This window comes from Amycolatopsis sp. WQ 127309 (assembly GCF_023023025.1).
Taxonomy (GTDB): domain Bacteria; phylum Actinomycetota; class Actinomycetes; order Mycobacteriales; family Pseudonocardiaceae; genus Amycolatopsis.
Genome location: NZ_CP095481.1, coordinates 2,994,619 through 3,016,682, shown reverse-complemented (window position 1 = coordinate 3,016,682; position 22,064 = coordinate 2,994,619). Strand labels below are relative to the sequence as shown.

At 70.9% G+C, this 22,064-nt stretch carries 24 protein-coding genes and 2 tRNA genes; 8 read left to right on the top strand and 18 right to left on the bottom strand.

Annotation, left to right across the window (positions count from 1 at the left end):
- Nucleotides 1–5: 5 nt before the first annotated feature.
- Nucleotides 6–332 carry a hypothetical protein gene (locus tag MUY22_RS13915; RefSeq protein WP_247060058.1) on the bottom strand — a complete coding sequence of 109 codons (327 nt, stop codon included), beginning with the start codon at nucleotides 330–332 and terminating at the stop codon, nucleotides 6–8.
- A gap of 115 nt (nucleotides 333–447) precedes the next feature.
- The gene (locus tag MUY22_RS13910) at nucleotides 448–993 is read right to left on the bottom strand and encodes a TetR/AcrR family transcriptional regulator (RefSeq protein ID WP_247060056.1); all 546 of its coding nucleotides are present in this window, start codon (nucleotides 991–993) and stop codon (nucleotides 448–450) included.
- A 97-nt stretch (nucleotides 994–1,090) separates the two neighbouring features.
- On the opposite strand from MUY22_RS13910, the gene MUY22_RS13905 reads away from it, so the two are divergent.
- Entirely contained in the window at nucleotides 1,091–1,564 is a 474-nt protein-coding gene (locus tag MUY22_RS13905; RefSeq protein WP_247060055.1) for a nuclear transport factor 2 family protein, read from the top strand.
- Here the strand turns inward: MUY22_RS13905 and MUY22_RS13900 are convergent.
- The 3 genes from MUY22_RS13900 to MUY22_RS13890 form a co-directional block, all read right to left on the bottom strand.
- On the bottom strand, nucleotides 1,527–2,315 hold the full coding sequence (locus MUY22_RS13900; protein ID WP_247060054.1) for a metal-dependent hydrolase: 789 nt from the start codon (nucleotides 2,313–2,315) through the stop codon (nucleotides 1,527–1,529). The genes MUY22_RS13905 and MUY22_RS13900 overlap by 38 nt on opposite strands.
- A gap of 59 nt (nucleotides 2,316–2,374) precedes the next feature.
- Complete coding sequence (locus MUY22_RS13895) at nucleotides 2,375–2,728, bottom strand: STAS domain-containing protein (protein WP_247060053.1); 354 nt, start codon at nucleotides 2,726–2,728, stop codon at nucleotides 2,375–2,377.
- Between the two features lie 229 nt (nucleotides 2,729–2,957).
- On the bottom strand, nucleotides 2,958–3,266 hold the full coding sequence (locus tag MUY22_RS13890) for a WhiB family transcriptional regulator (protein WP_247060052.1): 309 nt from the start codon (nucleotides 3,264–3,266) through the stop codon (nucleotides 2,958–2,960).
- Nucleotides 3,267–3,428: 162 nt separating this feature from the next.
- On the opposite strand from MUY22_RS13890, the gene MUY22_RS13885 reads away from it, so the two are divergent.
- The 3 genes from MUY22_RS13885 (at nucleotide 3,429) to MUY22_RS13875 (ending at nucleotide 5,105) form a co-directional block, all read left to right on the top strand.
- Complete coding sequence (locus MUY22_RS13885; protein ID WP_247060051.1) at nucleotides 3,429–3,845, top strand: anti-sigma factor; 417 nt, start codon at nucleotides 3,429–3,431, stop codon at nucleotides 3,843–3,845.
- Nucleotides 3,842–4,621, top strand: coding sequence for a SigB/SigF/SigG family RNA polymerase sigma factor (locus MUY22_RS13880; RefSeq protein WP_247060050.1), 780 nt, complete (start codon nucleotides 3,842–3,844; stop codon nucleotides 4,619–4,621). The genes MUY22_RS13885 and MUY22_RS13880 overlap by 4 nt, the downstream gene beginning before the upstream one ends.
- A gap of 64 nt (nucleotides 4,622–4,685) precedes the next feature.
- A complete protein-coding gene (locus tag MUY22_RS13875; RefSeq protein WP_247060049.1) occupies nucleotides 4,686–5,105 on the top strand; it encodes an ATP-binding protein in 420 nt (139 codons plus the stop codon).
- On the opposite strand, the gene MUY22_RS13870 is transcribed toward MUY22_RS13875, so the two are convergent.
- Nucleotides 5,106–5,591, bottom strand: a complete 486-nt coding sequence (locus tag MUY22_RS13870; protein WP_247060048.1) for a MarR family winged helix-turn-helix transcriptional regulator — start codon at nucleotides 5,589–5,591, stop codon at nucleotides 5,106–5,108.
- Between the two features lie 33 nt (nucleotides 5,592–5,624).
- Here MUY22_RS13870 and MUY22_RS13865 point away from each other — a divergent pair, with 33 nt between their 5' ends.
- The gene (locus MUY22_RS13865; RefSeq protein WP_247060046.1) at nucleotides 5,625–6,602 is read left to right on the top strand and encodes an aldo/keto reductase; all 978 of its coding nucleotides are present in this window, start codon (nucleotides 5,625–5,627) and stop codon (nucleotides 6,600–6,602) included.
- Nucleotides 6,603–6,620: 18 nt separating this feature from the next.
- Nucleotides 6,621–7,259, top strand: a complete 639-nt coding sequence (locus MUY22_RS13860; protein ID WP_247060045.1) for a nitroreductase family protein — start codon at nucleotides 6,621–6,623, stop codon at nucleotides 7,257–7,259.
- Between the two features lie 303 nt (nucleotides 7,260–7,562).
- Here the strand turns inward: MUY22_RS13860 and MUY22_RS13855 are convergent, their stop codons facing one another.
- The 3 genes from MUY22_RS13855 to MUY22_RS13845 all read right to left on the bottom strand — a co-directional run bounded on the left by MUY22_RS13855 (nucleotide 7,563) and on the right by MUY22_RS13845 (nucleotide 9,787).
- Nucleotides 7,563–8,312, bottom strand: coding sequence for a 3D domain-containing protein (locus tag MUY22_RS13855; protein WP_247060044.1), 750 nt, complete (start codon nucleotides 8,310–8,312; stop codon nucleotides 7,563–7,565).
- A gap of 133 nt (nucleotides 8,313–8,445) precedes the next feature.
- Entirely contained in the window at nucleotides 8,446–9,084 is a 639-nt protein-coding gene (locus MUY22_RS13850) for an alpha/beta fold hydrolase (RefSeq protein ID WP_247060043.1), read from the bottom strand.
- Between the two features lie 10 nt (nucleotides 9,085–9,094).
- Nucleotides 9,095–9,787 (bottom strand): HNH endonuclease family protein, encoded by a 693-nt coding sequence (locus MUY22_RS13845; RefSeq protein WP_247060042.1) that lies wholly within the window; start codon nucleotides 9,785–9,787, stop codon nucleotides 9,095–9,097.
- 179 nt (nucleotides 9,788–9,966) lie between these two features.
- Here MUY22_RS13845 and MUY22_RS13840 point away from each other — a divergent pair, with 179 nt between their 5' ends.
- Nucleotides 9,967–11,022 carry a tetratricopeptide repeat protein gene (locus tag MUY22_RS13840; protein WP_247060041.1) on the top strand — a complete coding sequence of 352 codons (1,056 nt, stop codon included), beginning with the start codon at nucleotides 9,967–9,969 and terminating at the stop codon, nucleotides 11,020–11,022.
- 73 nt (nucleotides 11,023–11,095) lie between these two features.
- Here MUY22_RS13840 and MUY22_RS13835 read toward each other — a convergent pair whose 3' ends face one another.
- Nucleotides 11,096–12,007: a LysR family transcriptional regulator gene (locus tag MUY22_RS13835; RefSeq protein WP_247060040.1), complete on the bottom strand. Its 912-nt coding sequence runs from the start codon at nucleotides 12,005–12,007 to the stop codon at nucleotides 11,096–11,098.
- A gap of 87 nt (nucleotides 12,008–12,094) precedes the next feature.
- Between MUY22_RS13835 and MUY22_RS13830 the strand changes: the two genes are divergently transcribed.
- Nucleotides 12,095–13,423 carry an aspartate aminotransferase family protein gene (locus tag MUY22_RS13830; protein ID WP_247060039.1) on the top strand — a complete coding sequence of 443 codons (1,329 nt, stop codon included), beginning with the start codon at nucleotides 12,095–12,097 and terminating at the stop codon, nucleotides 13,421–13,423.
- On the opposite strand, the gene MUY22_RS13825 is transcribed toward MUY22_RS13830, so the two are convergent.
- From MUY22_RS13825 to MUY22_RS13790, 8 genes are all read right to left on the bottom strand, one after another.
- Complete coding sequence (locus MUY22_RS13825) at nucleotides 13,410–13,793, bottom strand: VOC family protein (protein ID WP_247060037.1); 384 nt, start codon at nucleotides 13,791–13,793, stop codon at nucleotides 13,410–13,412. The genes MUY22_RS13830 and MUY22_RS13825 overlap by 14 nt on opposite strands.
- A gap of 115 nt (nucleotides 13,794–13,908) precedes the next feature.
- The gene (locus MUY22_RS13820) at nucleotides 13,909–15,264 is read right to left on the bottom strand and encodes a cellulose binding domain-containing protein (RefSeq protein WP_247060034.1); all 1,356 of its coding nucleotides are present in this window, start codon (nucleotides 15,262–15,264) and stop codon (nucleotides 13,909–13,911) included.
- The gene (locus MUY22_RS13815; protein ID WP_247060033.1) at nucleotides 15,261–16,889 is read right to left on the bottom strand and encodes a glycosyl hydrolase family 18 protein; all 1,629 of its coding nucleotides are present in this window, start codon (nucleotides 16,887–16,889) and stop codon (nucleotides 15,261–15,263) included. The genes MUY22_RS13820 and MUY22_RS13815 overlap by 4 nt, the downstream gene beginning before the upstream one ends.
- A 422-nt stretch (nucleotides 16,890–17,311) precedes the next feature.
- Nucleotides 17,312–17,385: transfer RNA gene (locus MUY22_RS13810), tRNA-Arg, on the bottom strand.
- A 41-nt stretch (nucleotides 17,386–17,426) separates the two neighbouring features.
- Nucleotides 17,427–17,516: transfer RNA gene (locus MUY22_RS13805), tRNA-Ser, on the bottom strand.
- A 65-nt stretch (nucleotides 17,517–17,581) separates the two neighbouring features.
- Nucleotides 17,582–19,297 carry a phosphatidylglycerol lysyltransferase domain-containing protein gene (locus tag MUY22_RS13800; protein ID WP_247060032.1) on the bottom strand — a complete coding sequence of 572 codons (1,716 nt, stop codon included), beginning with the start codon at nucleotides 19,295–19,297 and terminating at the stop codon, nucleotides 17,582–17,584.
- 37 nt (nucleotides 19,298–19,334) lie between these two features.
- Complete coding sequence (locus MUY22_RS13795; protein ID WP_247060031.1) at nucleotides 19,335–21,314, bottom strand: acetoacetate--CoA ligase; 1,980 nt, start codon at nucleotides 21,312–21,314, stop codon at nucleotides 19,335–19,337.
- 85 nt (nucleotides 21,315–21,399) lie between these two features.
- A complete protein-coding gene (locus tag MUY22_RS13790) occupies nucleotides 21,400–22,029 on the bottom strand; it encodes a dienelactone hydrolase family protein (RefSeq protein WP_247060028.1) in 630 nt (209 codons plus the stop codon).
- Between the last annotated feature and the right edge of the window lie 35 nt (nucleotides 22,030–22,064).

Below are 22,064 nucleotides of genomic sequence, written 5' to 3'. Positions count from 1 at the left end.
AGCGCTCAGTCCTGGCTGGTGGTGGCGACCAGCGAGGTCGACGTCGGGGTCGGGGTGGTCGTCGACGGCGTCGGCGAGACCGTCACCTGCACGAGGGTGGTCGACGTCGTCGGCGGCACGGTTTCGACGGCCGTGACCGTGGAAGCGGGCGGGGCGGGGGCCGTGACCGTGACGGGCCGGATCGGTGCGGACGACGTCGGCGCCGGCTGGGTGGACTCGACGGGAGGCGGGGTCGGACGGCCCGCGACGAGCAGTGCGGCCACCAGCAATCCGGTGGCGAAGCCCGCCAGCCCGATCACCACGGCGGAGCCCCAGCTGGGTCGGGTGGACATCCGGGCACCCCCTCGCCACGCGCAGCGCAGATACGAGGAAACTCGCGTCGATCTTAACTCTCGTTACACACCTCCGGCGGCTGCCGAACCGGTGACCCGGCCCGGCAACTGCCGGTCACGGCGTCTTGAGCCCGTCGACCACCACGCGGACCAGGTGCCCGCTGCCCGGCGCGTACCGCTCGACGGCCAGGCAGCCGACCATCAGCGCCCGCAGGTCGTCGCCGTCGATGTCGGTGCGGACGGCGCCGACGGCCTGCGCGCGTTCGAGCAGCACGCCGAAGGCGCCGCGGAAGTCGTCACCCGCGTCGGCCTTGAAGCCGATGCCGCCGGCCTCGGTGAGGGCGTCGCAGATGGCGCGGTTGAGCGAAGCCTGCTTGATGACGCGGACGAAGTAGCCGAAGAAGACTTCGCCGGGGTCGGCCGCGTCGGCGAGGCTGCGGGCCTCTTCGGTGAACTGGGTGATGCGCTCGAGGACGACGGCCTGGAACAGCGCTTCCTTGCTGGGGAAGTGCCGGTAGACGGTGCCGGCCCCGACGCCGGCCAGCCGCGCGATGTCGTCGAGCGGCACGGCCAGCCCGTCGGCGGCGAACGCCTCTTCGGCGGCAGCCAGGACCTTCGCCCGGTTGCGCCGCGCGTCCGCCCGCAGGCCGGTCTTCTCCATCGAGTTCCTCCTCGTTGACAACCGGAACGATAGCTCCGTATTGTCGTAAGCGGGTGCACCGTTCCGATTCAACGCACATCTTCTCAGGAGAATTCCGATGCCACACACCGTGTCCGAGAACGTCACGGCCGCGACAGGATTGCCGAGCCCGGCGCGCGAGGTGTTCGACCGGTTCCTGGCGGCTTCGGTGGCGAACCGCTGGGACGACCTCGCCGACCTGTACGCCGAGGACGTGGTGGTCGAGATGCCCTTCACCCCGGCCGGCGTGCCCCGGCTGACGAAGGGCCGCGAGGAGCTCCGCCGCCGCTTCCGCGCCGCGGGCGGCGTCCGGCGGCTGGTCAAGGCGGAGAACGTCGTCGTGCACGAGACGGCGGACCCGGCGGTGCTGGTGGCGGAGTTCGACCTGCACGGGGAGATGGCGGGCGAGACGTTCGCCTCTTCGTACGTGATGGTCATGACGATCGCCGACGGCCGGATCACGCGCTCCCGCGACTACAGCGACACGGCCGCGGCGGCGGAGCGGATCCGCCGGTTCACGGCGTCGTCGCCTGCTGGCTCGCCGGCGGGATGAACAGGCGCTGGAACGTGCTCACCGAGTAGTCCCAGACCCCCGGCACCAGCAGGACCGCCAGCACCGCGAACACCGGGAAGATGAGCCGCTTCTCCACCTTCTTGCCGGTGCGGAAGCGCAACGCCCGCGGCGGCCGGATCTCGTACCAGGTCTCGCCCGCGATGGGCACCGGGAACAGGAACGGGCAGCCGGCTTCGGTCAGTGCGTCACCGAGGCAGTGCGTCAAGCAGCCCGCCGCGACCGCGACGCCGAGCCAGCCCGTGATCGAGGCCAGCTCGCCCGCGCGGTCCGGTGGGGCGGTGAAGAACCACCACGCCACCGCCGCGCCGCTCACCGGCAGCAGCCAGTCGCCCAGCGCGCCTTCCGCCAGCATCAACCCGAAGACCACCACGCCGACCACGGCCCACGGGCCGCCCGTTTCGGTGCCCCAGGACGTCAGCGCGCCCAGGCCGGCCGCGAACAGGACCGTGTGGGAGAGGTGGCGGTGCTTGCCCGTGACGTTCTCGTCGCGGGGGCCCTTCGTCAGGGCGTAGATGCCCGCCGAGACGCGGCGCAGCAGCCAGGACAGGGCGCCGGTCAGCCAGCCGAGGAGCCGGGACGCGCTCGCGCCGGGGTGGTCCAGGTCGGGCAGCAGGGCGAAGCCCGCTGTCGTCGCGGCGAAGACCACCGCTTGGTGCACCGAGCCCGCGCCGACCGCGGGCGCGATGGCCAGGCCCGCGCACCACCCGGTCAGGGCATGTGTGCGCCCCATCATCGTGCCGCCCCCAGGATCCGCGAACCAGAATCAGACCGCAGGACCGTAGCGGGGGATCAGGCTTGCGGGTCCTCCGACACGCTCAGGTGTTCGGCCACGCCGGTGAGCTCGATCACCCGGCTGACGGCCGGGCTCGGGACGACCGCGAGCTGGACGTCCTGCTCGCCGGCCTGGCGTTGGGCGCGCAGCACCACGTTCAGCGCGGAAGAGTCGAAGAAGGTCACCCCGGTCAGATCGGCGACGACCCGCTGCGCGCGCTTGTCCGCGATCAGGCCGGCCAAGGCCTCCTGCAGCTGCGGGCTGGTGAGCAGATCGAGCTCACCCGTGACCACCACCCGGGGCTCCGTCGCTTCGGTGTCCAGCGTGATGCCGAACCCGGGCGGGGTGGCGTTCTGGTCGGCTGCGGGCATGCAGTTTCTCCTCGTCAGGCGCTGCTCCTGCGCCGGGTACGCGCCTGTTGTCTCAAGCGGCAACCGTGTCACCGTGCCTTTCACAGCCCGGGCGGGACCCCGCGCCGGACACGGTCAAGGCAACTCCGGGACCAACCCTAACCCAGCCGGCGACCGAGCCCGCCACGGCCGCCGCCCTTTCGCGTGGAGTGGTCACGTGCGATCGGATCCTGCCTGCTCACGGTGCTGTTCAGTGCGCACTGACGGCCTTGCGCTCGGCCCGGCGCTGCCGGAGGAACAGCTGCCGCCGTTCGATCTCGCCGAGGCCGCCCCAGATGCCGTAGGGCTCCTGCACGGTCAGCGCGTGCGCGCGGCACTGGGCGAGCACCGGGCAGGCCTGGCAGATGGCCTTCGCCCGCGTCTCGCGCCGCTCGCGCGCCGAACCCCGCTCGTTGTCGGTGTGGAAGAAGAGACTGCTGTCCGCACCCCGGCACGAGCCGCGCAGTTGCCATTCCCACTCTTCAGCAACCACAGTGGGCAGCCGGCTCACGTCAGCCATCTCGTTCCTGCCTTTCCCCGGATCAGCACGTCGACCGCTATGTGCCCGCCGGTGGAGCGGATCAAACGCGGGTTTGGTTTGCTCACACCACGGGCATCTCGCTGACCGGGCGTCGAGGGACACCGCAAGTCACCCAGCGCGAGTGCGGAGAAAGGAACAAACGTGGAGGACAACGCCCCGCTCGTGCCGGGAGGCGCGCAGGTCATCGAGGTGCGGACGGCCGCGATCCCGCACGTGGTGCCGACGTTGCGCACCATCGTGGCCGACATCGCGATGCGCCAGGACTTCGACCTCGACGCCGTCGAGGACCTCCGGATGGCGGTGGACGAGGCGTGCTCACTGCTGCTGCCCGCCGCTTCGGACGGCAAGCTCACCTGTGTCTTCTCCTGGAGCGGGCCGCGCATCGAGGTTTCGGTGTCCGTGCTGTCGGACTCGCCCGACCACGGGGACGACACCGGCCTCTCCTGGCAGCTGCTGACCGCGCTCGCGACTTCGGCCGAGCGGACCGTGACCCCCGAGGACGGGCGCTACCTGTCCCGGGTCGACCTCGTCCGGGAGAGCCAGGCGGCCGGCTCGTGACCGATGCCGCCGGGAGCAGCGGGACGGGCCTCGACGTCGGCGCGCTGTTCACCCACCTCGCCGCGCTGCCGGCGGACTCCCCGGAACGGGAGCGCATCCGCGACACCCTGGTCCGCAACCACCTCGAACTGGCGCGCAACCTGGCGCGCAAGTTCCGCAACCGCGACGAGGCGATGGAGGACCTGGTCCAGATCGCCACGGTCGGGCTGATCCACGCCGTCGACCGGTTCGACCCGGCGCAGGGCACGGACTTCCTGGCGTTCGCGGTGCCCACCATCTCCGGCGAGCTGCGCCACCACTTCCGCGACAACAGCTGGTCGGTGCGGGTGCCGCGGCGGCTGAAAGAGCTGAACGCGAACATCTCCGGCGCCCGCGAAGAGCTCACCGTGCAGCTCTCGCGCGCACCGCGCCCGAGTGAGATCGCCGCGCGGCTCGGCGTGCCCATCGAAGACGTCTACGAAGGCCTTCGCGCCGGTCAGGGCCGCTACGGCGCGTCGCTCGACCACCTGCTGGAGAACGCCGCGCACACGCGGTTCGGGGCGCCGGACGCCGAGCTCGGCCAGGCCGAGCTGCGGGAGGCGCTGCGCCCGATGCTGGACAGCCTGCCGGACCGGGAGCGCAAGATCGTGGCGCTGCGGTTCGGCTCCGGGATGAGCCAGTCGGACATCGCGCGCCGCGTCGGCGTCTCCCAGATGCAGGTGTCGCGGTTGCTGGCTGCGACACTGAAGAAGCTGCGTTCGGGCCTGGACGAATCCGAGCTGGCCGACGGCACCTGATTAGCTGCGCAAAGCCGTGGGTACTTCGCGGACAGTACCGGAAACCACAGGGAGGGGGACCCCGATGACGACGTCGAAGATGCCGCAGCGCATCGCCGCGGCCGCACCACTGACGGTGCTTCTCCCGTCGGACGTCACCGCCCCGGCGCTGGCCCGTCGCGAGGTCCGCGCGGCCACGGCCGCCTTCGGCCTGGACGAGGCGCAGCTGGAGGACGTCCTGCTGGCGACCTCGGAGCTGGTCACGAACGCCTTCGAGCACGGCGAACGCCCGCAGCGCTTCGAGATGGAGTACGCCGACGGCCGGCTGACGCTGCGGGTGTACGACACCGGCCGGATGCTGCCCGAGCTGCGGGCGCCGTCGCCGGCCGAGGCGCGCAGCCGCGGGCTCGTGCTGGTCCAGGCGCTGTCCGAGGACTGGGGCTTCGAGCGCTGCCCCGGCGGCAAGTACGTCTGGGCGATCTTCCGCGTCTCGGGCACGGCCTAGTCACAGCAGTTCGCGGGCGGCTTCCGTCTCCCCGATCCGCTCGCGGAACGGCTTGCGGTCCAGCGCCTCGACGATCGCGTCAAGCAGGGCGCGCAGCGAGTGCGGCAGCTCGGCCTCCAGCGCGTCCCACGCCTCGTTCGTCGCCGCCCACTCGGCCTCCACCAGGGGCAGCACGTCGCGCGCCCGGTCCGTGAGCGAGATGATCCGCTGCCGCGCGTCGGCGCCGGGTTCGAGCGTCACCAGGCCGGCCCGGCTCATCTGGGCGACCGTCTGGCTGGCGGCCGAGTGCGTCACGCGCAGCTCCGCGGCCAGGTCCCGGATGGCCAGCGGCCCCTTCGCCAGCAGCGCGCGCACGACCGGCGAATACCGCGGCCGGTAGCCGTCGAGGCCGATGTCGCCGAGGAACTTCGCGACGTCGCCGTCGAGCAGTTCGAGGACGTGCCGCAGCCGGGTCCCCAGCCCGTCCGGACCCGAAGTCATGGCCATGACGGCCGATCATAGGTGTGCTTGGATCGCGACATGGAGAACCGGAAGATCACCCGCCTCGGCCGCGAGGTCTCGGTCGTCGGGCTCGGCTGCTGGCAGCTCGGCGCGGACTGGGGCGAGGTCGGCGAGAACGACGCCCTCGCCGTGCTGCACGCGGCGGCCGAAGCGGGCGTCACCTTCTTCGACACCGCGGACGTCTACGGCGACGGCCGCAGCGAGCGGCTGGTCGGCCGGTTCCGCGCCGACCACCCCGACGTCTTCGTGGCGACCAAGATGGGCCGCCGGGTCGACCAGGTGCCGGAGAACTACGTCGCCGCGCACTTCCGCGAGTGGAACGACCGGTCGCGCCGCAACCTCGGGATGGACACCCTCGACCTGGTCCAGCTGCACTGCCCGCCGACGCCGGTGTACTCGACGGACGCCGTCTACGACGCCCTGGACGCGATGGTCGACGAAGGCCGGATCAAGGCGTACGGCGTGAGCGTCGAGACGTGTGACGAGGCGCTGGCGGCGCTGGCGCGGCCGAACGTCGCGTCGGTGCAGATCATCCTCAACTGCCTGCGGCTCAAGCCGCTGGAGCGGGTGCTGCCGGCGGCGTCGGACGCGGGCGCCGGGATCATCGCGCGGGTGCCGCTGGCCTCGGGCCTGCTGTCCGGGCGCTACACGGCGAGCACCACCTTCGCCGCCGACGACCACCGGAACTTCAACCGTGGCGGCGACGCGTTCGACGTCGGCGAGACGTTCTCCGGCGTGCCGTACGAGGTCGGCCTGGCGGCCGTCGAGCGGCTGCGCGGGCTCGTTCCCGAGGGGCAGGCCCTCGCGCAGTTCGCCCTGCGCTGGATCCTCGACCAGCCGGGCCTGAGCACGGTGATCCCGGGCGCCCGCAACGCTTCGCAGGTGGCGGCGAACACCGCGGCGGCCGCACTCCCGCCGTTGCCGGAGGAGGCGGCGGCCGGCGTCCGCGCGACGTACGAGGAGCTGATCCGCCCGCTGGTGCACGATCGCTGGTAGGCCCGGCATGATGGGCCGATGATGACGCCCGAAGAGCTCCTGACGACCACCAGGACGGTCCGCAAGCGGCTGGACTTCGACCGGCCGGTGCCGATCGACCTGGTGAAGCACTGCATCCAGGTGGCGCTGCAGGCGCCGAGCGGTTCGAACACCCAGCGCTGGCAGTGGCTGGTCGTCACCGACGACGCCCAGCGCGCGGCGCTGGGCGCGATCTACGGCCGGGCGTGCCACGAGTACCTGGAGTCGGGCAACGCGGCGGGCAAGCTGTTCGCGGACGACCCGGCGCGGGCCCCGGTGCAGCAGCGGATCGGGTCGAGCGTGGAGTTCCTGGCCGACCGGATGGGTGACGTCCCGGTCCTGGTGATCCCGTGCCTGGAGACGCCGTCGGACGAGCTCCCGGCGGGCAACCAGGCGGGCCTGTGGGCGTCGCTGCTGCCGGCGGTGTGGAGCTTCATGCTGGCGGCCCGCTCGGTGACCCTGGGCACGGCGTGGACGACGCTGCACCTGAAGTACGAGCAGGAAGCGGCGGAGGTCCTGGGACTGCCGAAGAACGTCCACCAGGCTGCGTTGATCCCGACGGCGTTCTACACGGGCGAAACGTTCAAGCCGGCATCACGCCAGCCCCTGGACGACGTGCTGCACCTCGACCGCTGGTGACGTGGGCCGGAGTCCGGGACCGGCTGGCCGACCTGTCGGCCGCCGACCCGGACTTCAGCCGCTTCGGCGGACCGTAGGCGTGCGCGGCGCCGGGCCCCGCTACGGCCTTACCGGCTGAGCGCGCCGGGATCCGCGGACAACTGGCGGCCCGGGTTCCTCTCGACGCCGTTCCCGTTCACGGAGGCGTGGAACCGCGCCGAGCACCATCCGGCTCGACGGCCGCGAGCCATGAAGGCCTCCTTGCCGGAGCGAAGGGGGGACGTCGGCAAGGAGGCTTCACGGCCTTTCGGCGGCCAGGTGGCTCTAGCGCACCGTCAGCGTCAGCCGCTGGATGCCCCACGCGTCGGCCTGGGCGCCCGGTAGCCAGACGTCGACGATGTCGTCCTTGATCCAGCTGCCGATGTCCGCGGCGTAGCACTCGCCGTAGCCCGGGACCGAGAACCTGGTGCCCCACGGGATGTTGCGGGCGTCTACCGCGCAGAAGCCCGGGCCGGCGCTGTAGCCCAGCGCCGTCTGGGCGGCGTCGTTGTACGACGTGACGCGGTAGCTCAACGTCGTGCCCGCCGGGATGCGGTAGGCGGCGAGGTGGTTGCCCGTGTCGAGGCGGTACGCCGTGGAGATCTGGCCGAGCGAGCCGGGCGAGTTGTCCTCCGCCGTCATCGCGTAGAGCTGGTAGTTCGCGTTCTGGCACGGGCTCGCGTCGGTCACCGTGAGCGTCGGCTGGCCCCAGTCGGAAATCCACTGCAGCGCCTGGCCGTTGCGGAACGCGCGGTACGCCTTCGCGCCGCTGACGCGGGCGAACGTGAATGTCACCTTGCCGTCCGCGCCGAGGCCGCCGCTGACGGAACCCGGTGCGGGCAGCCGGTTCGACACGTTCGCGGCGCCGACGAGCGTGCCGGGGCCGTGGCCGCCGGTGACCGGGCGGTCCGGGATCGTGCCGGTGTAGAAGTGCTGGCACGCGGGCAAAGCCGCGGCGGACGCCGGGGCCGCGGGAGCCACGAGGAGGCTGCCGGCGGCGAAGGCCGTCAAGGCGATGATCCTGGCGAAGCGCATGACGGGGGAACCTCCATGGCGGGGACCGGAGCGGAGGTGAAACAGGTGGGAGGTGCGGGTTCGCCGCGCACCAGACGTTAAGTGGCCTGGACCACACAGTCAATAGGTCTAGACCTTTAAGTAACCAAAGCGACTAGAGGTAGCTGACCAGCTTCTCGGCGATGGCGGCCGGGTGGCTCAGCGGTGCGCAGTGCGGGCCGTCGGCTTCGTCCGGTTCGACGCCCAGCCGCGAGCGGGCCACGCGGCGCTGGAAGTCCGGCGTGAAGAACCGGTCGTCGCGGAAGAGCAGCGCCCGGGTCGGGACGTCCGGGTGGGCCGGCAGCGGCCACGGCTCGTCCCACTCCTTGCTCACCTGATCGCGCCCGCGCGCCTGACACTCGTCGGCCAGCTCGGACGGGACGCCGTTGAAGAACTGCTCGGCCTCGCTCAGCCCGGTCGGCGCCGCGAACCCCGTGTTCCCCCACCACTGCCCGGGCTGCTCCCCCGGCGCCGGGATCATCCCGGCCAGGTACACCAGCACCCGCGCGCGGACCTTCGCCGCGACCAGCGGCGCGGTGAAGCCGCCGTAGGAATGCCCGACGACGGCGACGTCCGTGCGGTCGCCCAGCGCGGCCAGCACCGTCTCGGTGAACTCCGCGAGCCCGGCCGCCGGGTCGGTGATCGGCAGGTCCGGGGTGACCGCGTCGTGGCCGCGGGCCGCGAGCTCGGGCACCAGCCGGTGGAAGTCCCAGCCGCTGCCACCGCCGCCGTGGATCAACGCGAACGTCGTCATGGCGGTCAGCTCAGCAGCGGCGCAGCATGTCCGTCAAGGCGGTCTTCTCGGCCTCGGTCACGGTCAGCCCGTAGTAGTGCTTCACGACGATCCAGTCGGTCGCGTAGGTGCACCAGAACGCCACGAGCGGCGGCTTCCACTGGTCGGGCGCCTTGTCGCTCTTCTGCTGGTTGAGGTTGTCGGTGACGGCGAACAGCTGCGGCCGCGTCAGGTCGTTGGCGAACTGGCCGCGCTTCTCGGTCGTCCACGTCTTCGCGCCGCTCGCCCAGGCCTGGCCGAGCGGGACCATGTGGTCGATGTCGAGGTCGGTCGGCTTCGTCCACGTCTCGCTGTCGTAGACGCTCGTCCAGGTACCGGACGTCGCCCGGCACTCCTTGTCCGTCTTGACGTCCTTGCCGTCGCGCTTCAGCACGACTTCCCGCGTGTCACAGCTCGACCCCTGGCTCGCCCAGTGCGGGAACTTCTCACGGGAGTAGCCGTCCATGGACGTCCGCGCCGCGACGGTCAGCTCGCCGAGCTGCTTCTGCGCGTCGGCGGCGTTGACCGGAACGGGCCCGGAGGGAGCAGCGGAAGACGTCGACGGGGCGGCTGGGGTCGCGCCCGCGCCTCTCGTCGCCCAATAGCCGAAAAGGGCGATCGCGAGGATCGCGACTACCAGCAGGGTTCGCTGCGTCACGCTGAGCCGAAAGCCGCGGGCCGCCAAGATTTTCTCCTCTCACCCAGGGGTGCGCGCGGCGTAGTCTTCCTGCTGACGACGTGGGAAAACCGTGTCGACACGACCGCCTGGCGCGAATGTGATCTCGCCCACCCCTAGCTGAGATGTCACATCGGGCCCATGAACTGCGACTACCGGAGCAAGGACCAGCCGGAGGGAGCAGGCCGATGCCCGGTCGGCTAAAGAAGTGGAACTCGAGCTTCGACGACTACGTGCAGCGCAAGGCCGCCGAAGGCGGCAACGTCGTCGCCATGGCCCGGATGGGTGCGGCGATGCGCGAGCGCGGGGAGCTCATCGAGGCCGAGTCGTGGTACCGCAGGGCCGCCATGGGCGGTGACCGCACGTCGATGACGGCGCTGGCGCACCTGCTCAACGAGCGCGGCCTCCTGGAGGAGGCCGAGCGCTGGTGGCACGAGGCGGCGCTGGCCGGCGACCCGCACGGGATGCTGAACCTCGCCCGCTCCTACGAACGGCGGGGCAAGCGCGACGACGCCCAGCACTGGTTCGGCGCGGCCGCGCGCACCGGCGACCTGTCCTCGATGGCCGCGCTGGGGCACCTGCTGCGTGAACAGGGCAAGACCGAAGAGGCCGAGTCGTGGCTGCGGCAGGCCTCCGACGCGGGCTACACCGGCGCGATGATCGACCTGGGCATCCTGCTGCGCGACCGCGGCCAGGCGGCGGAGGCCGCACGGTGGTGGCGCGCGGCCGTGCTGGCCGGCGACCTCGGGGGCGCGTGCCAGCTGGGCAGGCAGGCCGAGCGGCTGGGCCGGCCCAGCGACGCCGAGACGTGGTACCGGCAGGGCGCGACCGGCGGCAACGTCGAGGCGATCGTCCGGCTCGGGCTGCTGCTGCACCGCCGCGGCGACCTCGAAGAGGCCGAGAACTGGTACCTCGACGCCGCCGAGCGCGGCGACCCGGCCGCGATGACGAACCTCGGCGTCCTGGCCCGCAACCGCGGCGACGAGGGCGAGGCCGCCGCTTGGTACCGCAAGGCCGCCGAGCACGGCAGCGTCCCGGCCCTGACCAACCTCGGGCACCTCGCCGAGCACCGCGAGGACCTCTCCGAAGCCGAGCAGTGGTTCCGCCGCGCGGCCGAAACGGGAGACGTCCAAGGCATGCTCAGCTTGGCCCGGATGCTCCGGTCGCGAGGGGCCGCCCACGAGGCCGAACTGTGGCTGGCACGGGCGGAGCACGCCCAGGGCGACCACGAGCACCAGCACTGATTCCGGACTACTCCTCAGTCCACGCGACGCTCGCCGGACGAGCCCGGTCGCGGACACCGAGAAATAGCCGCCGCTACGACCTCCCGGCCCATTCGGCCAGGGCCGGGAGGTCCGGCTGCTGCCGCAACGCTTCCAGCACCACGTTCACCGCCGCCCTTAACGGCGACCCGCGGCGTACCACCGCCGCTATCGTGCGGTTCACCGGTGCCGTCAGCTCTCGCGTTGCCACCCGGTAGCGGCGGTCCACCGCCAGGCCCGGCAGCAACGCGATCGACAAGCCGGCCTCCACGTGCTGCAACGTCATCAGGTAGTTGGCGAAGCGGCACACCACCTTCGGCTCGAAACCCGACTCGCGGCACAGCCTCAGCGTCAGGTTCGCCATGTACGACTGCGGGACGTCCAGCGCCCACGGCTCGTCCGCGTACGCCGACAGCGAGACCGGGCCGCGGGGGCCGCCCGGGGGTGTCACCAGGACGATCGGGTCGGCGGCCAGGCGGACGATGTCCAGGTCCGGGCCCAGGGGCAGCTCGACGAAGTCCGTCGTCGTGATGATCACGTCCGCGTCGCCGCCGCGCAGGGCGGGGATGCTCTCGTGCGGTTCCAGCTCCAGGAGCTCGACGTCCAGGTGCGGGTACGTCGCCGCGAGCCGAGTCACCGCCGGGACCGCCATCGTGTGGATCGCGCTCTGGAACGCGCCCAGCCGCACCAGGCCGACCGGCTCGTCGCCGAGGCCGCGCAGCTCCGCCTCGACCGTGTCCATGTGGTCGAGGATCGCCCGTGCGCGCCGCGCCAGCATGAGCCCGGCGGGTGTCAGCCGGACCCGGCGGCCGGTGCGTTCCAGCAGCTGGGTGCGGGTTTCCGCTTCGAGCACGGCCAGCTGCTGCGACACGCTCGACGCGCTCAGGTTCGCGTCCTGCGCGACCGCGCGGCCCGTGCCCAGGGTGTCGAGCCGGCTCAGCAGCCGCAGGCGCCACGGGTTCAACATCGACTCATTGTTGTGCAGTAAAACCGAACAAGAAAGTCGGAATTGTGAGATGGACGTGACGCTCGGACCGGACTTACCGTCGAGAGCATGGCTGCTCCGACTTACGAGACCACCTCCGCAGACGCCTTCTGGGCCGACGCCGACAAGCACCTGGTCCGCTACGGCGGCGCCTTCACCCACGAGATCATCGACCGCGCCGAAGGCAGCTTCGTCTTCACCGAAGACGGCCGCCGGATCCTCGACTTCACGTCCGGCCAGATGAGCGCGATCCTCGGGCACTCGCACCCGGAGATCGTCGACACCGTCCGGCGGCAGGTCGGGAAGCTCGACCACCTGTTCAGCGGCATGCTGAGCCGCCCGGTCGTCGACCTCGCGCGCCGCCTCGCCGAGACGCTCCCGGCACCGCTGGAGAAGGCCCTCCTCCTGACGACCGGGGCCGAGTCCAACGAGGCCGCGATCCGGCTGGCCAAGCTCGTCACCGGCAAGCACGAGATCGTCTCGTTCGCCCGGTCGTGGCACGGCATGACGCAGGCCGCGGCGAGCGCCACCTACAGCGCCGGCCGCAAGGGGTACGGCCCGGCCGCGCCCGGCAACTTCGCCATCCCGGCGCCCAACCGCTACCGGCCGGACTTCACCGGCGCCGACGGCGAACTGGACTGGCGGCGCCAGCTCGACTTCGGCTTCGAGATGATCGACGCGCAGTCGGTCGGCAGCCTGGCCGCGTGCCTCGTCGAGCCGATCCTCAGCTCCGGCGGCATCATCGAGCCGCCGCCCGGCTACTTCGCCGCGCTGCGGGAAAAGTGCCGCGAGCGCGGCATGCTGCTGATCGTCGACGAGGCCCAGACCGGCCTCTGCCGCACCGGCGACTGGTACGCCTTCGAGCGCGACGGCGTCGTCCCCGACATCCTCACGCTGTCCAAGACGCTCGGCGCCGGCCTGCCGCTGGCCGCGGTGCTGACCAGTGCCGAGATCGAGCAGGAGGCGCACGACCGCGGGTTCCTGTTCTTCACCACGCACGTCGCCGACCCGCTGCCGGCCGCCGTCGGCAACACCGTGCTCGACGTCCTGACCCGCGACCGCCTCGACGAGCGCGCGCTGCAGCTGGGCGGCCTGCTCCGGCACGGCCTCGAGCGCATCGCGCACCGGCACGAGGTCGTCGGCGACATCCGCGGCCGCGGGCTGCTGGCCGGGCTGGAACTGGTCGTGGACCGCGAAACCAAGCGCAGCTCGGACGAACTGGGCGCGCGCGTCACCAGCCGCTGCCTCGAACTGGGGCTGCACATGAACATCGTGCAGCTGCCCGGCATGGGCGGGGTGTTCCGGATCGCCCCGCCGCTGACGGCGTCCGAAGAGGAGATCTCCCTCGGCCTGGCCATCCTCGACGAGGCGATCGGAGACGCCGTCAAGACGCTTTGACCGGCCTGAAGAGGTTGACCAGCGTGCCGTCCGGGTCGCGCAGGAGCAACGACCGGTTGCCCCAGGGCATCGTCGTGGGCTCGGTGACGAACTCGATCTCGCCCTGCTTGAGCCGGGCGTACTCGGCGTCGACGTCGTCGACGAGGAACTCGATGATCGCGCTGTGGTTGTCGGCCGGCCGCGCCGAGCCCGGGCTGAAGATCCCGACCGTCCGCGTGCTGCCGATGGCGAGGGTGAACGCCGGCGTCGCGACCTCGGCGAAGTCCGGCGTGGCCCAGGTCGCCGGCAGGCCGGTGACGTGCTCGTAGAAGCCGACGAGCCGGGCGACGTCGTCGGTGATGATGCGCAGCGAGGCGATCTGTGTGGTCATGCCGACGACGGTAGAACCGATACCGGACAGGATCCGCCCGGTATGGGACGCGGTATGAGAAAGGCCTCCTTGCCGGCCCGGGGAGCCGGCAAGGAGGCCTCTTCTCAGGACAGCGTCAGAAGCCCGCCGTCACCCTGGTGAAGTCCCAGTCGTTCTGCGCGATGCCACTGCACGCCGCCTGCACACCGCCGCCGGGGCAACCGCGGTCGCGGTTGACCGACCAGAACGCCAGGCGGCCGATCTTGTTCGTCTTGGCCCAGTTCGTGATCTGGGTCCACGTCGAGAGATCGGTCAGCTCCTGCTGGTCGGACAGGCCGTTCATGCCCGAGATGCCGAGGTGGTTGTACGCCGTGGCGTCGTTCCACCCGAACGTCGACTTCAGCTTGTCCCGCAAGCCGTTCGCCGCGCCGGTCGTGCTGGCGTACATGTTGGCGCCGCCGCCGAAGTCGAACGGCATGATCGTGTAGATGTCGACCCCGGCGCCCAGCGCCTTCGACTGGTCGATGAGCCGGTTGCCGTAGTAGTTCGGGCCGGTCGTCGAGGTGCCGAAGGTCAGGATCGTCTGGATCCCGGGGTTGTTCTGCTTCACGATCTTCAGCGCGTTCAGGATGCGGTCCTGCACGGCCTCGTTCTCGAACTCGTCGGAGTTCTCGATGTCGATGTCGATCGCCTTGAGGCCGTACGCGTTGATGACCTGCTGGTAGGCGCCGGCCAGCGCGGCCGGCGTCGAGCAGTTCGGGCCGAGCTTGTTGCCGCTCCAGCCGCCGAACGACGGCACGACCTGGCCACCCGCCGCCTTGATCTGCGCGATCGCGGTCGCGTCCGCGCTGCCGCTCAGCGGACGGCTGCTGTCCCACGCCGGGTTGCAGCCACCGGAGGCGTTGACGAACGCCATGGTGAACCACTTGACGCCGGTCGCGTTCATCACCGTCTGCGGGTTCGGCGGGTTGCCCCAGCCCATGTAGAGGTACGGCGCGCCGCGGCCACCCGGCTGGTTCGGGGGCGTGGTGGTCGGCGGCGGTGTCGTCGTGGGCGGGGTGGTGGGCGTGGTCGTCGGGGTGGTGCCCCCGGCCGTGCACGCGCCGCCGTTGAGCTTGCAGTTCGCCGGAGCGGAGTACGCGCCCGAGTACGTCACGTTGAACCCGAAGCTCGCGCTACCGCCGTTGCCGACGTTGCCGTTCCACGTGTTCTTGACCGTGACGTGCTGGCCGGCCGCCGTGTAGCTGCCGTCCCACAGCGACGCGATCTTCGCGCCGCCCGGCAGGTCGAACTCCACCGTCCACGTCGGCAGCGTCGAGCCCGAGCCGTTGGCGATCGTGTACTTGCCCTCGTAGCCGGTGCCCCAGTCGGAGCCCTTCGCGAAGGTCGCGGACACGCCGCCCGCCGCGTTCGCCGGAGCGATCACGAACACGGCACCGACCGTGGCGGCCGCGGCCGCCAGCCCGAGTGCGGACAACCAGCGGCTTCTCAAGACAGGCCGTTCTTGATCGCGCTGATCAGCTCGCCGTTGGTGGTGTCACCGGTCAGCTCCCAGAAGAAGGCGCCGCCGAGGCCCTGCTGCTTGGCGTAGGACATCTTGCCGCCGATGGTCGCCGGGGTGTCGTAGCTCCACCAGTTGCTGCCGCACTTGGCGTACGCGGTGCCGGCGAACGTGCCGGTCGACGGGCAGCTGTTCTTCAGGACCTTGTAGTCCTCGATGCCCGCCTCGTACGTGCCGGGCGCGGCGCCGGTCGCGGTGCCACCCGGCGTGCTCTGCGTGACGCCGGTCCAGCCGCGGCCGTAGAACCCGATGCCCAGCAACAGCTTGCTCGACGGGACGCCCTTGCTCTTCAGCTTCTGGATCGCGGCGTCGGAGTAGAAGCCCGGCGTCGGGATGCCCGTGAAGTTGGTGAGCGGCGAGTGCGGCGCCGTCGGACCCTGCGGCGCCCAGGCGCCGAAGTAGTCGTAGGTCATGACGTTGAACCAGTCGACGGACGCCGCGGCACCGGCGTAGTCGGCGACGTCGAGCTTGCCGCCGTTGCTGCCGTCCGCCGTGATGGCCGAGGTGACCAGGAACGACGAGCCGAACTTGGACCGCAGCGCGGACAGCAGGTTCTTGTAGGCCGCGGCACCGCTGGTGTCACAGCTCAGGCCGCACGAGTTGGGGTACTCCCAGTCGATGTCGATGCCGTCCCAGATGTCGGCCCAGCGCGGGTCCTTCAGCAGGTTGTAGCAGGACTGCGCGAACGCGGCCGGGTTCTGCGCGGCCTGACCGAAGCCACCGGAGTACGTCCAGCCGCCGAACGACCAGATCACCTTGAGCCCGGGGTGCAGCTTCTTCAGCTTGCGCAGCTGGTTGAAGTTGCCGGCCACCGGCTGGTCCCAGGTGTCGGCGACGCCGTCGACACTGCCCGCGGCGTCGTAGGTCTTCTGGTAGTCGGCGTACGGGTCGTCGTTGGCCGTGCACTGGCCGTTCTTGACGTTGCCGAACGAGTAGTTGATGTGGGTCAGCTTGCTCGCCGAACCCGAGGTCTCGATGTTCTTGACGTGGTAGTTGCGCCCGTAGACGCCCCACTGCACGAAGTAGCCGACGTTCTTCAGGCCGCCCTGCGGGGGCGGCGTGGTGGTGGTCGTCGTCGGCGGCGTGGTCGGAGTGGTCGGCGTCGTGGTCGGCTGCGTCGGGGTCGTCGGCGTGGTGGTCGGGGTGCCACCGCCGGCGTCACAGGAGCCGCCGTTCAGCTTGCAGTTCGCCGGCGCCGAGTAGGTGCCGGAGTAGCTGACGTTGAAGCCGAAGCTGACGCTCGCGCCGTTGCCGACGTTGCCGTTCCAGGTGTTCTTGACGGTGACGTGCTGGCCGGCCGCGGTGTAGCTGCCGTCCCAGAGCGACGCGATCTTCGCGCCGGACGGGAGGTCGAACTCGACCGTCCACGCGGCCAGCGTCGAGCCGGAGCCGTTGGCGATCGTGTACTTGCCTTCGTAGCCGGTGCTCCAGTCGGAGCCCTTGGTGAAACTGGCGCCGACACCGCCGGCCGCGCTGGCCGGCACGGTGACCAGGCCGACCGCGATCGCGCCGACCGCGGTGAACAGACCGAGGAGGTGCCATCTCTTTCTGGACATTCGTCTCCCTTGACGCAGGTGCTTTGTGCGACGTTCCGGGCACGGCGTTCACGAACACCACCGACGGGGACCAGTTGGTGTTTTTGTGCCGTTTGCGAAGACGGTACGTGGTCCAGACCAATTAGGGAAGCACGAGTACGGAGAGTGCCGAAGGGCGGCTGAACGGCTTAAACCTGTGATCGGCGTTGCCGGTTCGGTGGTCCAGTCCAGTTACGCAAAGCAGTTTTCGCGCCATCGACATCCGCACGCACGGGCCATGCCGCTCAGGATCGATTCCGAACCCGGACACGCCCTCGCGACACGACTTCCCAGGCGCGGGACAAGAAGGAAACCCGGTCCGCTGCGGGTGAACCATCGAGGTGCACGGACACACAAAAGAGCCCCCTCTTGCGAGGGGGCTCTAGTGCTGTCTCAACCAGACGTGCGCCCGAAGGGATTCGAACCCCTGACCTTCTGATCCGTAGTCAGATGCTCTATCCAGCTGAGCTACGGGCGCGTGTTCAGTTGTAACCTAGCACCCGGCGAACCGAGTACCAGCGGAGGCTCCGGGATTTGAACCCGGGAGGGGGGGTTACCCCCAACCGCATTAGCAGTGCGGCGCCATAGACCAGACTAGGCGAAGCCTCCTGGGCCCAACGACCACTGCTCAGATAGGTTACACACCCCCCGAACCCCCTCGGTAACCACCCCCCTCACGCCCGGCGCAACAGCCTGAGCAGGCGTGGAGATCGTCCGCCGAGGCCTTCCGCCTCGAACGTCGCGATGCCGACGCGCGGGAGTTCGCGGACGCCCGGGTACACGAGATAGCGCGGGACCCAGCGCGGCTGGAACTTGGCGTTGAACTTGTAGAGCGTCTCGATCTGGATCCAGCGCGAGAAGAAGTGCAGCACCTTCGCCGCCGTCTTGGCGACCGGGCCGGCGCCGATGCGCTGGCCCTGCTCCATCAACGCCCGGAACGCCGCGAAGTTCAGTGACACCTGGCCGACGCCGTGGCGGGCCGCCGACAGCAGCAGCTCCGAGATCATCAGCTCGTTGACGCCGTTGTCGGCCGTGCGGTCGCGGCGCATGACGTCCAGCGACAGGCCCGTCGGTCCCCACGGGACGAACTGGAGGACGCCGCGCACCCGGCCGCCCTGCTCGGCCGTCACCAGGACCGACCCCTTGTCGCCCATGCGACCCAGCGCCATCGAGAAACCGCGCTCGGTGTCCGTGCCGCGCCAGTTGGCGGCCAGCACCTCCAGCTCGGCCAGCTCGCCGGGGCGCAGGTCTTCCGTGCGCCGCACCAGGACCTTGTAACCCGCGCGCTTCGTGCGGGCCGCCGCCTGGCGGACGCCGCGCATGACGCGGCCGTCCAGCGTGAAGCCGTCGACGTCGACGACCGCCTCGTCGCCGATCTCCAGGACCTCCAGGCCGAAGCGGGCCCAGACCGTCGCGCCCAGTTCCGAGACGCCCATCGCCGCGGGCACCCAGCCGTTGCGCCGGCAGACCTCCAGGTACTCCTCGATCGCGCCCGGCCACGCCTCGTGGTCGCCCAGCGGGTCGGCCGAGCAGAGGGCGACGCCGGCGATCACGCGGTAGGTGACCGCCGCCTTGCCCGTGCGGGAGAACACCGCGAACTTGTCGCGGCGCAGCGCGAAGTAGCCCAGCGAGTCACGCTCGCCGTGCTCGTCGAGCAGCTTGCGCAGGCGGTCGACCTCGTCGTCGGTCAGCCGCGGCGCGGGCTCGGCCGAGCGCAGCAGGAAGTACGCCGACACCAGGATGGCCGCGATGCCGAACAGCAGGCCGACGGCCGCCGTCAGGTCCTCCAGCCACATGCCGTGGAACACCGCCGGCCCGCTGACGCCGACCAACGCCAGCGCCGACTCCGCCAGCCGGTCCGGGAAGCTCATCGGCTCCAGGACCGCGCGCGAAGCGACCGACAGCAGGATGAGGTTGAGCACGAACCCGGCCAGCGCGAGCTCGACGAAGCTCCGCACCGCGCGCCAGCGCCCGACCACCGGGTCCGGCTTCGCGACGAAGTACTTCCTGGTCGCGATCAGGCCGACCAGCAGCACCACCGACACCAGGCCGGCGCCGAAGACGTGCTTGAGCCCGATGTGCGACACCGTGAGCAGCACCGTCGCACCGACCGCCAGCTGCCACGCGCGCCGCTTGCGCCGCCGCAGCCCGGCGGCCAGCAGCACCAGCAGGACCCCCGTGACCAGCGCGACGGTCGCCGCGGCGACCGTCGCCTCCTGCGGCAGCTCCAGCCACTCCGACAGATGCCCGCGCAGGTTCCGGCGCCCGGCCGGGACCAGGACCGCGACGAGCGTCATCAGTCCGGCCAACCGGGTCACCCAGGTGATCACCCCCACGGAAGTGGCCCCCGCCACCCGCCAGGTGGTCTGCGCGCGAGTCCCCGTCACCACCTGTACAACCCGTTGTGGACGATCATGCTTCCCCCATCTACCCCCCGGCGAGCTCCACGAACGGCGCCAGCGCCGCCGGGTTGGCCAGCGCGTCGCGGCTGACCGCCCGGTCCGGGGCCACACCGGCGAGGATCTTCTTGACCGGTACCTCACACTTCTTACCGTTCAAGGTACGAGGTATCTCGGAAACCACTACGAACCGATCGGGTACATGGCGCGGTGACAAGGCGCTACGGAGCTCTTTCCGCAGCGTGGGCTCGATGTCGTCGATCTCGACGCCGCCGGCGAGCACGACGAAGCAGAGCAGCTGCCCGTCCTCGTTCCCGGCCGCCGAGGTGTCCACGACCAGCGAGTCCGCGATCTCGTCGTAGCCCTCGACGACCCGGTAGAACTCCGCCGTGCCCATCCGGACGCCGCCGCGGTTGAGCGTCGAGTCGCTGCGGCCGTAGATGACCGCCGAGCCCCGGTTGGTGATCCGGATCCAGTCGCCGTGGCGCCACAGCCCCGGGTACATCTCGAAGTACGCCTCACGCAGCCGCGAGCCGTCCGGGTCGTTCCAGAAGAACACCGGCATCGACGGCATCGGCTTGGTGATGACCAGCTCACCGACCTGCTCGACGACGGCGTTGCCGGCCTCGTCGAAGGCGTTGACCGCGGCCCCGAGCGCCGGGCAGGACAGCTCCCCCAGCCAGACCGGGACGTCGGGCGCCGACGCGACGAACGCCGCGCACAGGTCGGTCCCGCCGGAGACCGAGCAGATCTGCACCCGCCCGCCGACCTCGTTCACGATCCACCGGAAGCCCTCGACGCTCAGCGGCGCGCCGGTGGAGCCGAGGGCGCGCAACGCCGTGAGGTCGTAGCGCTCGGCGGGCTTGACGCCGGCCTTCAGGCAGCTCTGGATGAACGGCGCCGACGTGCCGAAGTACGTGACGCGGTGCTGCTCGGCCAGGTGCCAGAGCGCGTTGAGGTCCGGGTAGCCGGGGTTGCCGTCGTAGAGCACGATCGTCGTGCCGACGAGCAGGCCGGAGACGAGGAAGTTCCACATCATCCAGCCGGTGGTGCTGAACCAGAAGAACCTGTCGCCGGGGCCGAGGTCGGTCTGCAGGGCGAGGGCCTTGAGGTGCTCCAGCGTGATGCCGCCGTGGCCGTGGACGATGCCCTTCGGCAGCCCGGTGGTGCCCGAGGAGTAGAGCACCCACAGCGGGTGCGCGAACTCGACCGGCTCGAACACCAGCGGCGCGCCCTCGTGCTTCGCGAGCAGCTCGGCCCAGTCGTGTGTGCCTTCCAGCCGGCCGTCGCCGACGTACTCGACGAGCACGGTCGCGGCCAGCGAAGGCAGCTTCTCCCGCAGTTCGGCGACCGTGGTGCGGATGTCGAACTGGCGGCCGCCGTACGCGTAGGCGTTGACGGCGAAGAACAGCTTCGGCTCGATCTGCACGAACCGGTCCGCGACGGCGCGGACGCCGAAGTCGGGCGAGCACGACGACCAGATCGCGCCGATGCTCGCCGCGGCGAGGAACGCGACCAGCGTCTGCGGGCAGTTCGGCGCCAGCGCGACGACGCGGTCGCCCTTGCCGACACCCAGTTCGGCGAACGCCGCCCGCGCCGCGGCGACCTGCGCGCGAAGGTCGCCGTACGTCAGCTGATCCGCGAAGCCGTCTTCACGGTGGAAGATCACCGCGGTCTCTTCGTCGCCCTTCGCGGCACCGGCGACGCCGGGGGTGAGCGCGTGCTCGGCGTAGTTCAGCGTGCCACCCGCGAACCAGACGGCGTCCGGCATCCCGCCGGAAAGCACCTCACCCGGCTGGTCGTGCCAGCGGACACCGAGGAAGTCCGCCACCGCGGCCCAGAAGTCCGGTCCGCGCTCGATGGAGAACTCCCAGAGCGACTGGTAGTCGTCCACCTCGACGCCGCGTTCGGCGCCCAGCCACCGGCGGAACGCCTCGATCTGGGTGTCGGCAACGTGGCCCGGCTCGGGGCGCCACAGGACTTCGGGAGCGTCGGCGGTGTGCGTCACGCCCCGAGCCTAATCCCTCTGATCAGGAAGTCACCGTGGTCGGAACCGACACGGGCCGGGCACCAGGAGTGGTGCCGGCCCACACCTACCGCAGGTGGGCGTCGAACCAGTTGAGCGTGCGCTGCCAGGCCTCCGCGGCGGCGCCGGGATCGGCGTCGAAGCGGTGGTTGGCGCCCGGGTAGTGGACGACGTTGGTGGCGACCTTCGCCGACGCGGCCGCGTCACGCAGGCGCTCGACCTCCGCGCCGCCCGCCGCGTCGCCGGAGTCGCCGTACATGCCGAGCCACGGGCTGGTGAGCTTGCCGGCGATCTCGACCAGCGCGGGCAGCTCCACGGCCTGCTGGCCGCCGACGCTGACCGCGGCGCCCAGCTTCCGGTGCGAGGCGACGACGAGCGCCGCCGTGCCGCCGAGGTCGAAGCCCATCACGCCGAGGAGGTCGCCCTGGACGCCGCGTTCGACGAGCCAGGCGAGTGTGATGTCCGTCGCGTCGAGCAGGTCCTGCTGGGTGAGGGGCTGGCCGTCGAGGTGGGGCGTGACGGTCAGCCAGCCCTCCGTGGCGAGGCTGGCCAGCAGCAGTTTCACGCCGTCGGTGACGCCGTCCGCTTCGTGCAGCACGACCAGGCCGCCGCGTAGCGCGCCTTCGGGTTCCGCGAAGGTGAGGCGGCGGCTGGGGCCGTCGGTGCGCTGGTAGTCCACGGTGCTGGTCGACGTCATTGCGCAACTCAATCACCTCGGGGTGAACAGAAGGA

What these genes read in the sequence shown, in the direction of transcription:
- MUY22_RS13915 (WP_247060058.1), bottom strand. Translation starts at nt 332, where the DNA reads ATGTCCACCCGACCCAGCTGGGGCTCCGCCGTGGTGATCGGGCTGGCG.
- MUY22_RS13910 (WP_247060056.1), bottom strand. Translation starts at nt 993, where the DNA reads ATGGAGAAGACCGGCCTGCGGGCGGACGCGCGGCGCAACCGGGCGAAG.
- MUY22_RS13905 (WP_247060055.1), top strand. Translation starts at nt 1,091, where the DNA reads ATGCCACACACCGTGTCCGAGAACGTCACGGCCGCGACAGGATTGCCG.
- MUY22_RS13900 (WP_247060054.1), bottom strand. Translation starts at nt 2,315, where the DNA reads ATGGGGCGCACACATGCCCTGACCGGGTGGTGCGCGGGCCTGGCCATC.
- MUY22_RS13895 (WP_247060053.1), bottom strand. Translation starts at nt 2,728, where the DNA reads ATGCCCGCAGCCGACCAGAACGCCACCCCGCCCGGGTTCGGCATCACG.
- MUY22_RS13890 (WP_247060052.1), bottom strand. Translation starts at nt 3,266, where the DNA reads ATGGCTGACGTGAGCCGGCTGCCCACTGTGGTTGCTGAAGAGTGGGAA.
- MUY22_RS13875 (WP_247060049.1), top strand. Translation starts at nt 4,686, where the DNA reads ATGACGACGTCGAAGATGCCGCAGCGCATCGCCGCGGCCGCACCACTG.
- MUY22_RS13870 (WP_247060048.1), bottom strand. Translation starts at nt 5,591, where the DNA reads ATGGCCATGACTTCGGGTCCGGACGGGCTGGGGACCCGGCTGCGGCAC.
- MUY22_RS13865 (WP_247060046.1), top strand. Translation starts at nt 5,625, where the DNA reads ATGGAGAACCGGAAGATCACCCGCCTCGGCCGCGAGGTCTCGGTCGTC.
- MUY22_RS13860 (WP_247060045.1), top strand. Translation starts at nt 6,621, where the DNA reads ATGATGACGCCCGAAGAGCTCCTGACGACCACCAGGACGGTCCGCAAG.
- MUY22_RS13855 (WP_247060044.1), bottom strand. Translation starts at nt 8,312, where the DNA reads ATGCGCTTCGCCAGGATCATCGCCTTGACGGCCTTCGCCGCCGGCAGC.
- MUY22_RS13850 (WP_247060043.1), bottom strand. Translation starts at nt 9,084, where the DNA reads ATGACGACGTTCGCGTTGATCCACGGCGGCGGTGGCAGCGGCTGGGAC.
- MUY22_RS13840 (WP_247060041.1), top strand. Translation starts at nt 9,967, where the DNA reads ATGCCCGGTCGGCTAAAGAAGTGGAACTCGAGCTTCGACGACTACGTG.
- MUY22_RS13835 (WP_247060040.1), bottom strand. Translation starts at nt 12,007, where the DNA reads ATGTTGAACCCGTGGCGCCTGCGGCTGCTGAGCCGGCTCGACACCCTG.
- MUY22_RS13830 (WP_247060039.1), top strand. Translation starts at nt 12,095, where the DNA reads ATGGCTGCTCCGACTTACGAGACCACCTCCGCAGACGCCTTCTGGGCC.
- MUY22_RS13825 (WP_247060037.1), bottom strand. Translation starts at nt 13,793, where the DNA reads ATGACCACACAGATCGCCTCGCTGCGCATCATCACCGACGACGTCGCC.
- MUY22_RS13815 (WP_247060033.1), bottom strand. Translation starts at nt 16,889, where the DNA reads ATGTCCAGAAAGAGATGGCACCTCCTCGGTCTGTTCACCGCGGTCGGC.
- MUY22_RS13790 (WP_247060028.1), bottom strand. Translation starts at nt 22,029, where the DNA reads ATGACGTCGACCAGCACCGTGGACTACCAGCGCACCGACGGCCCCAGC.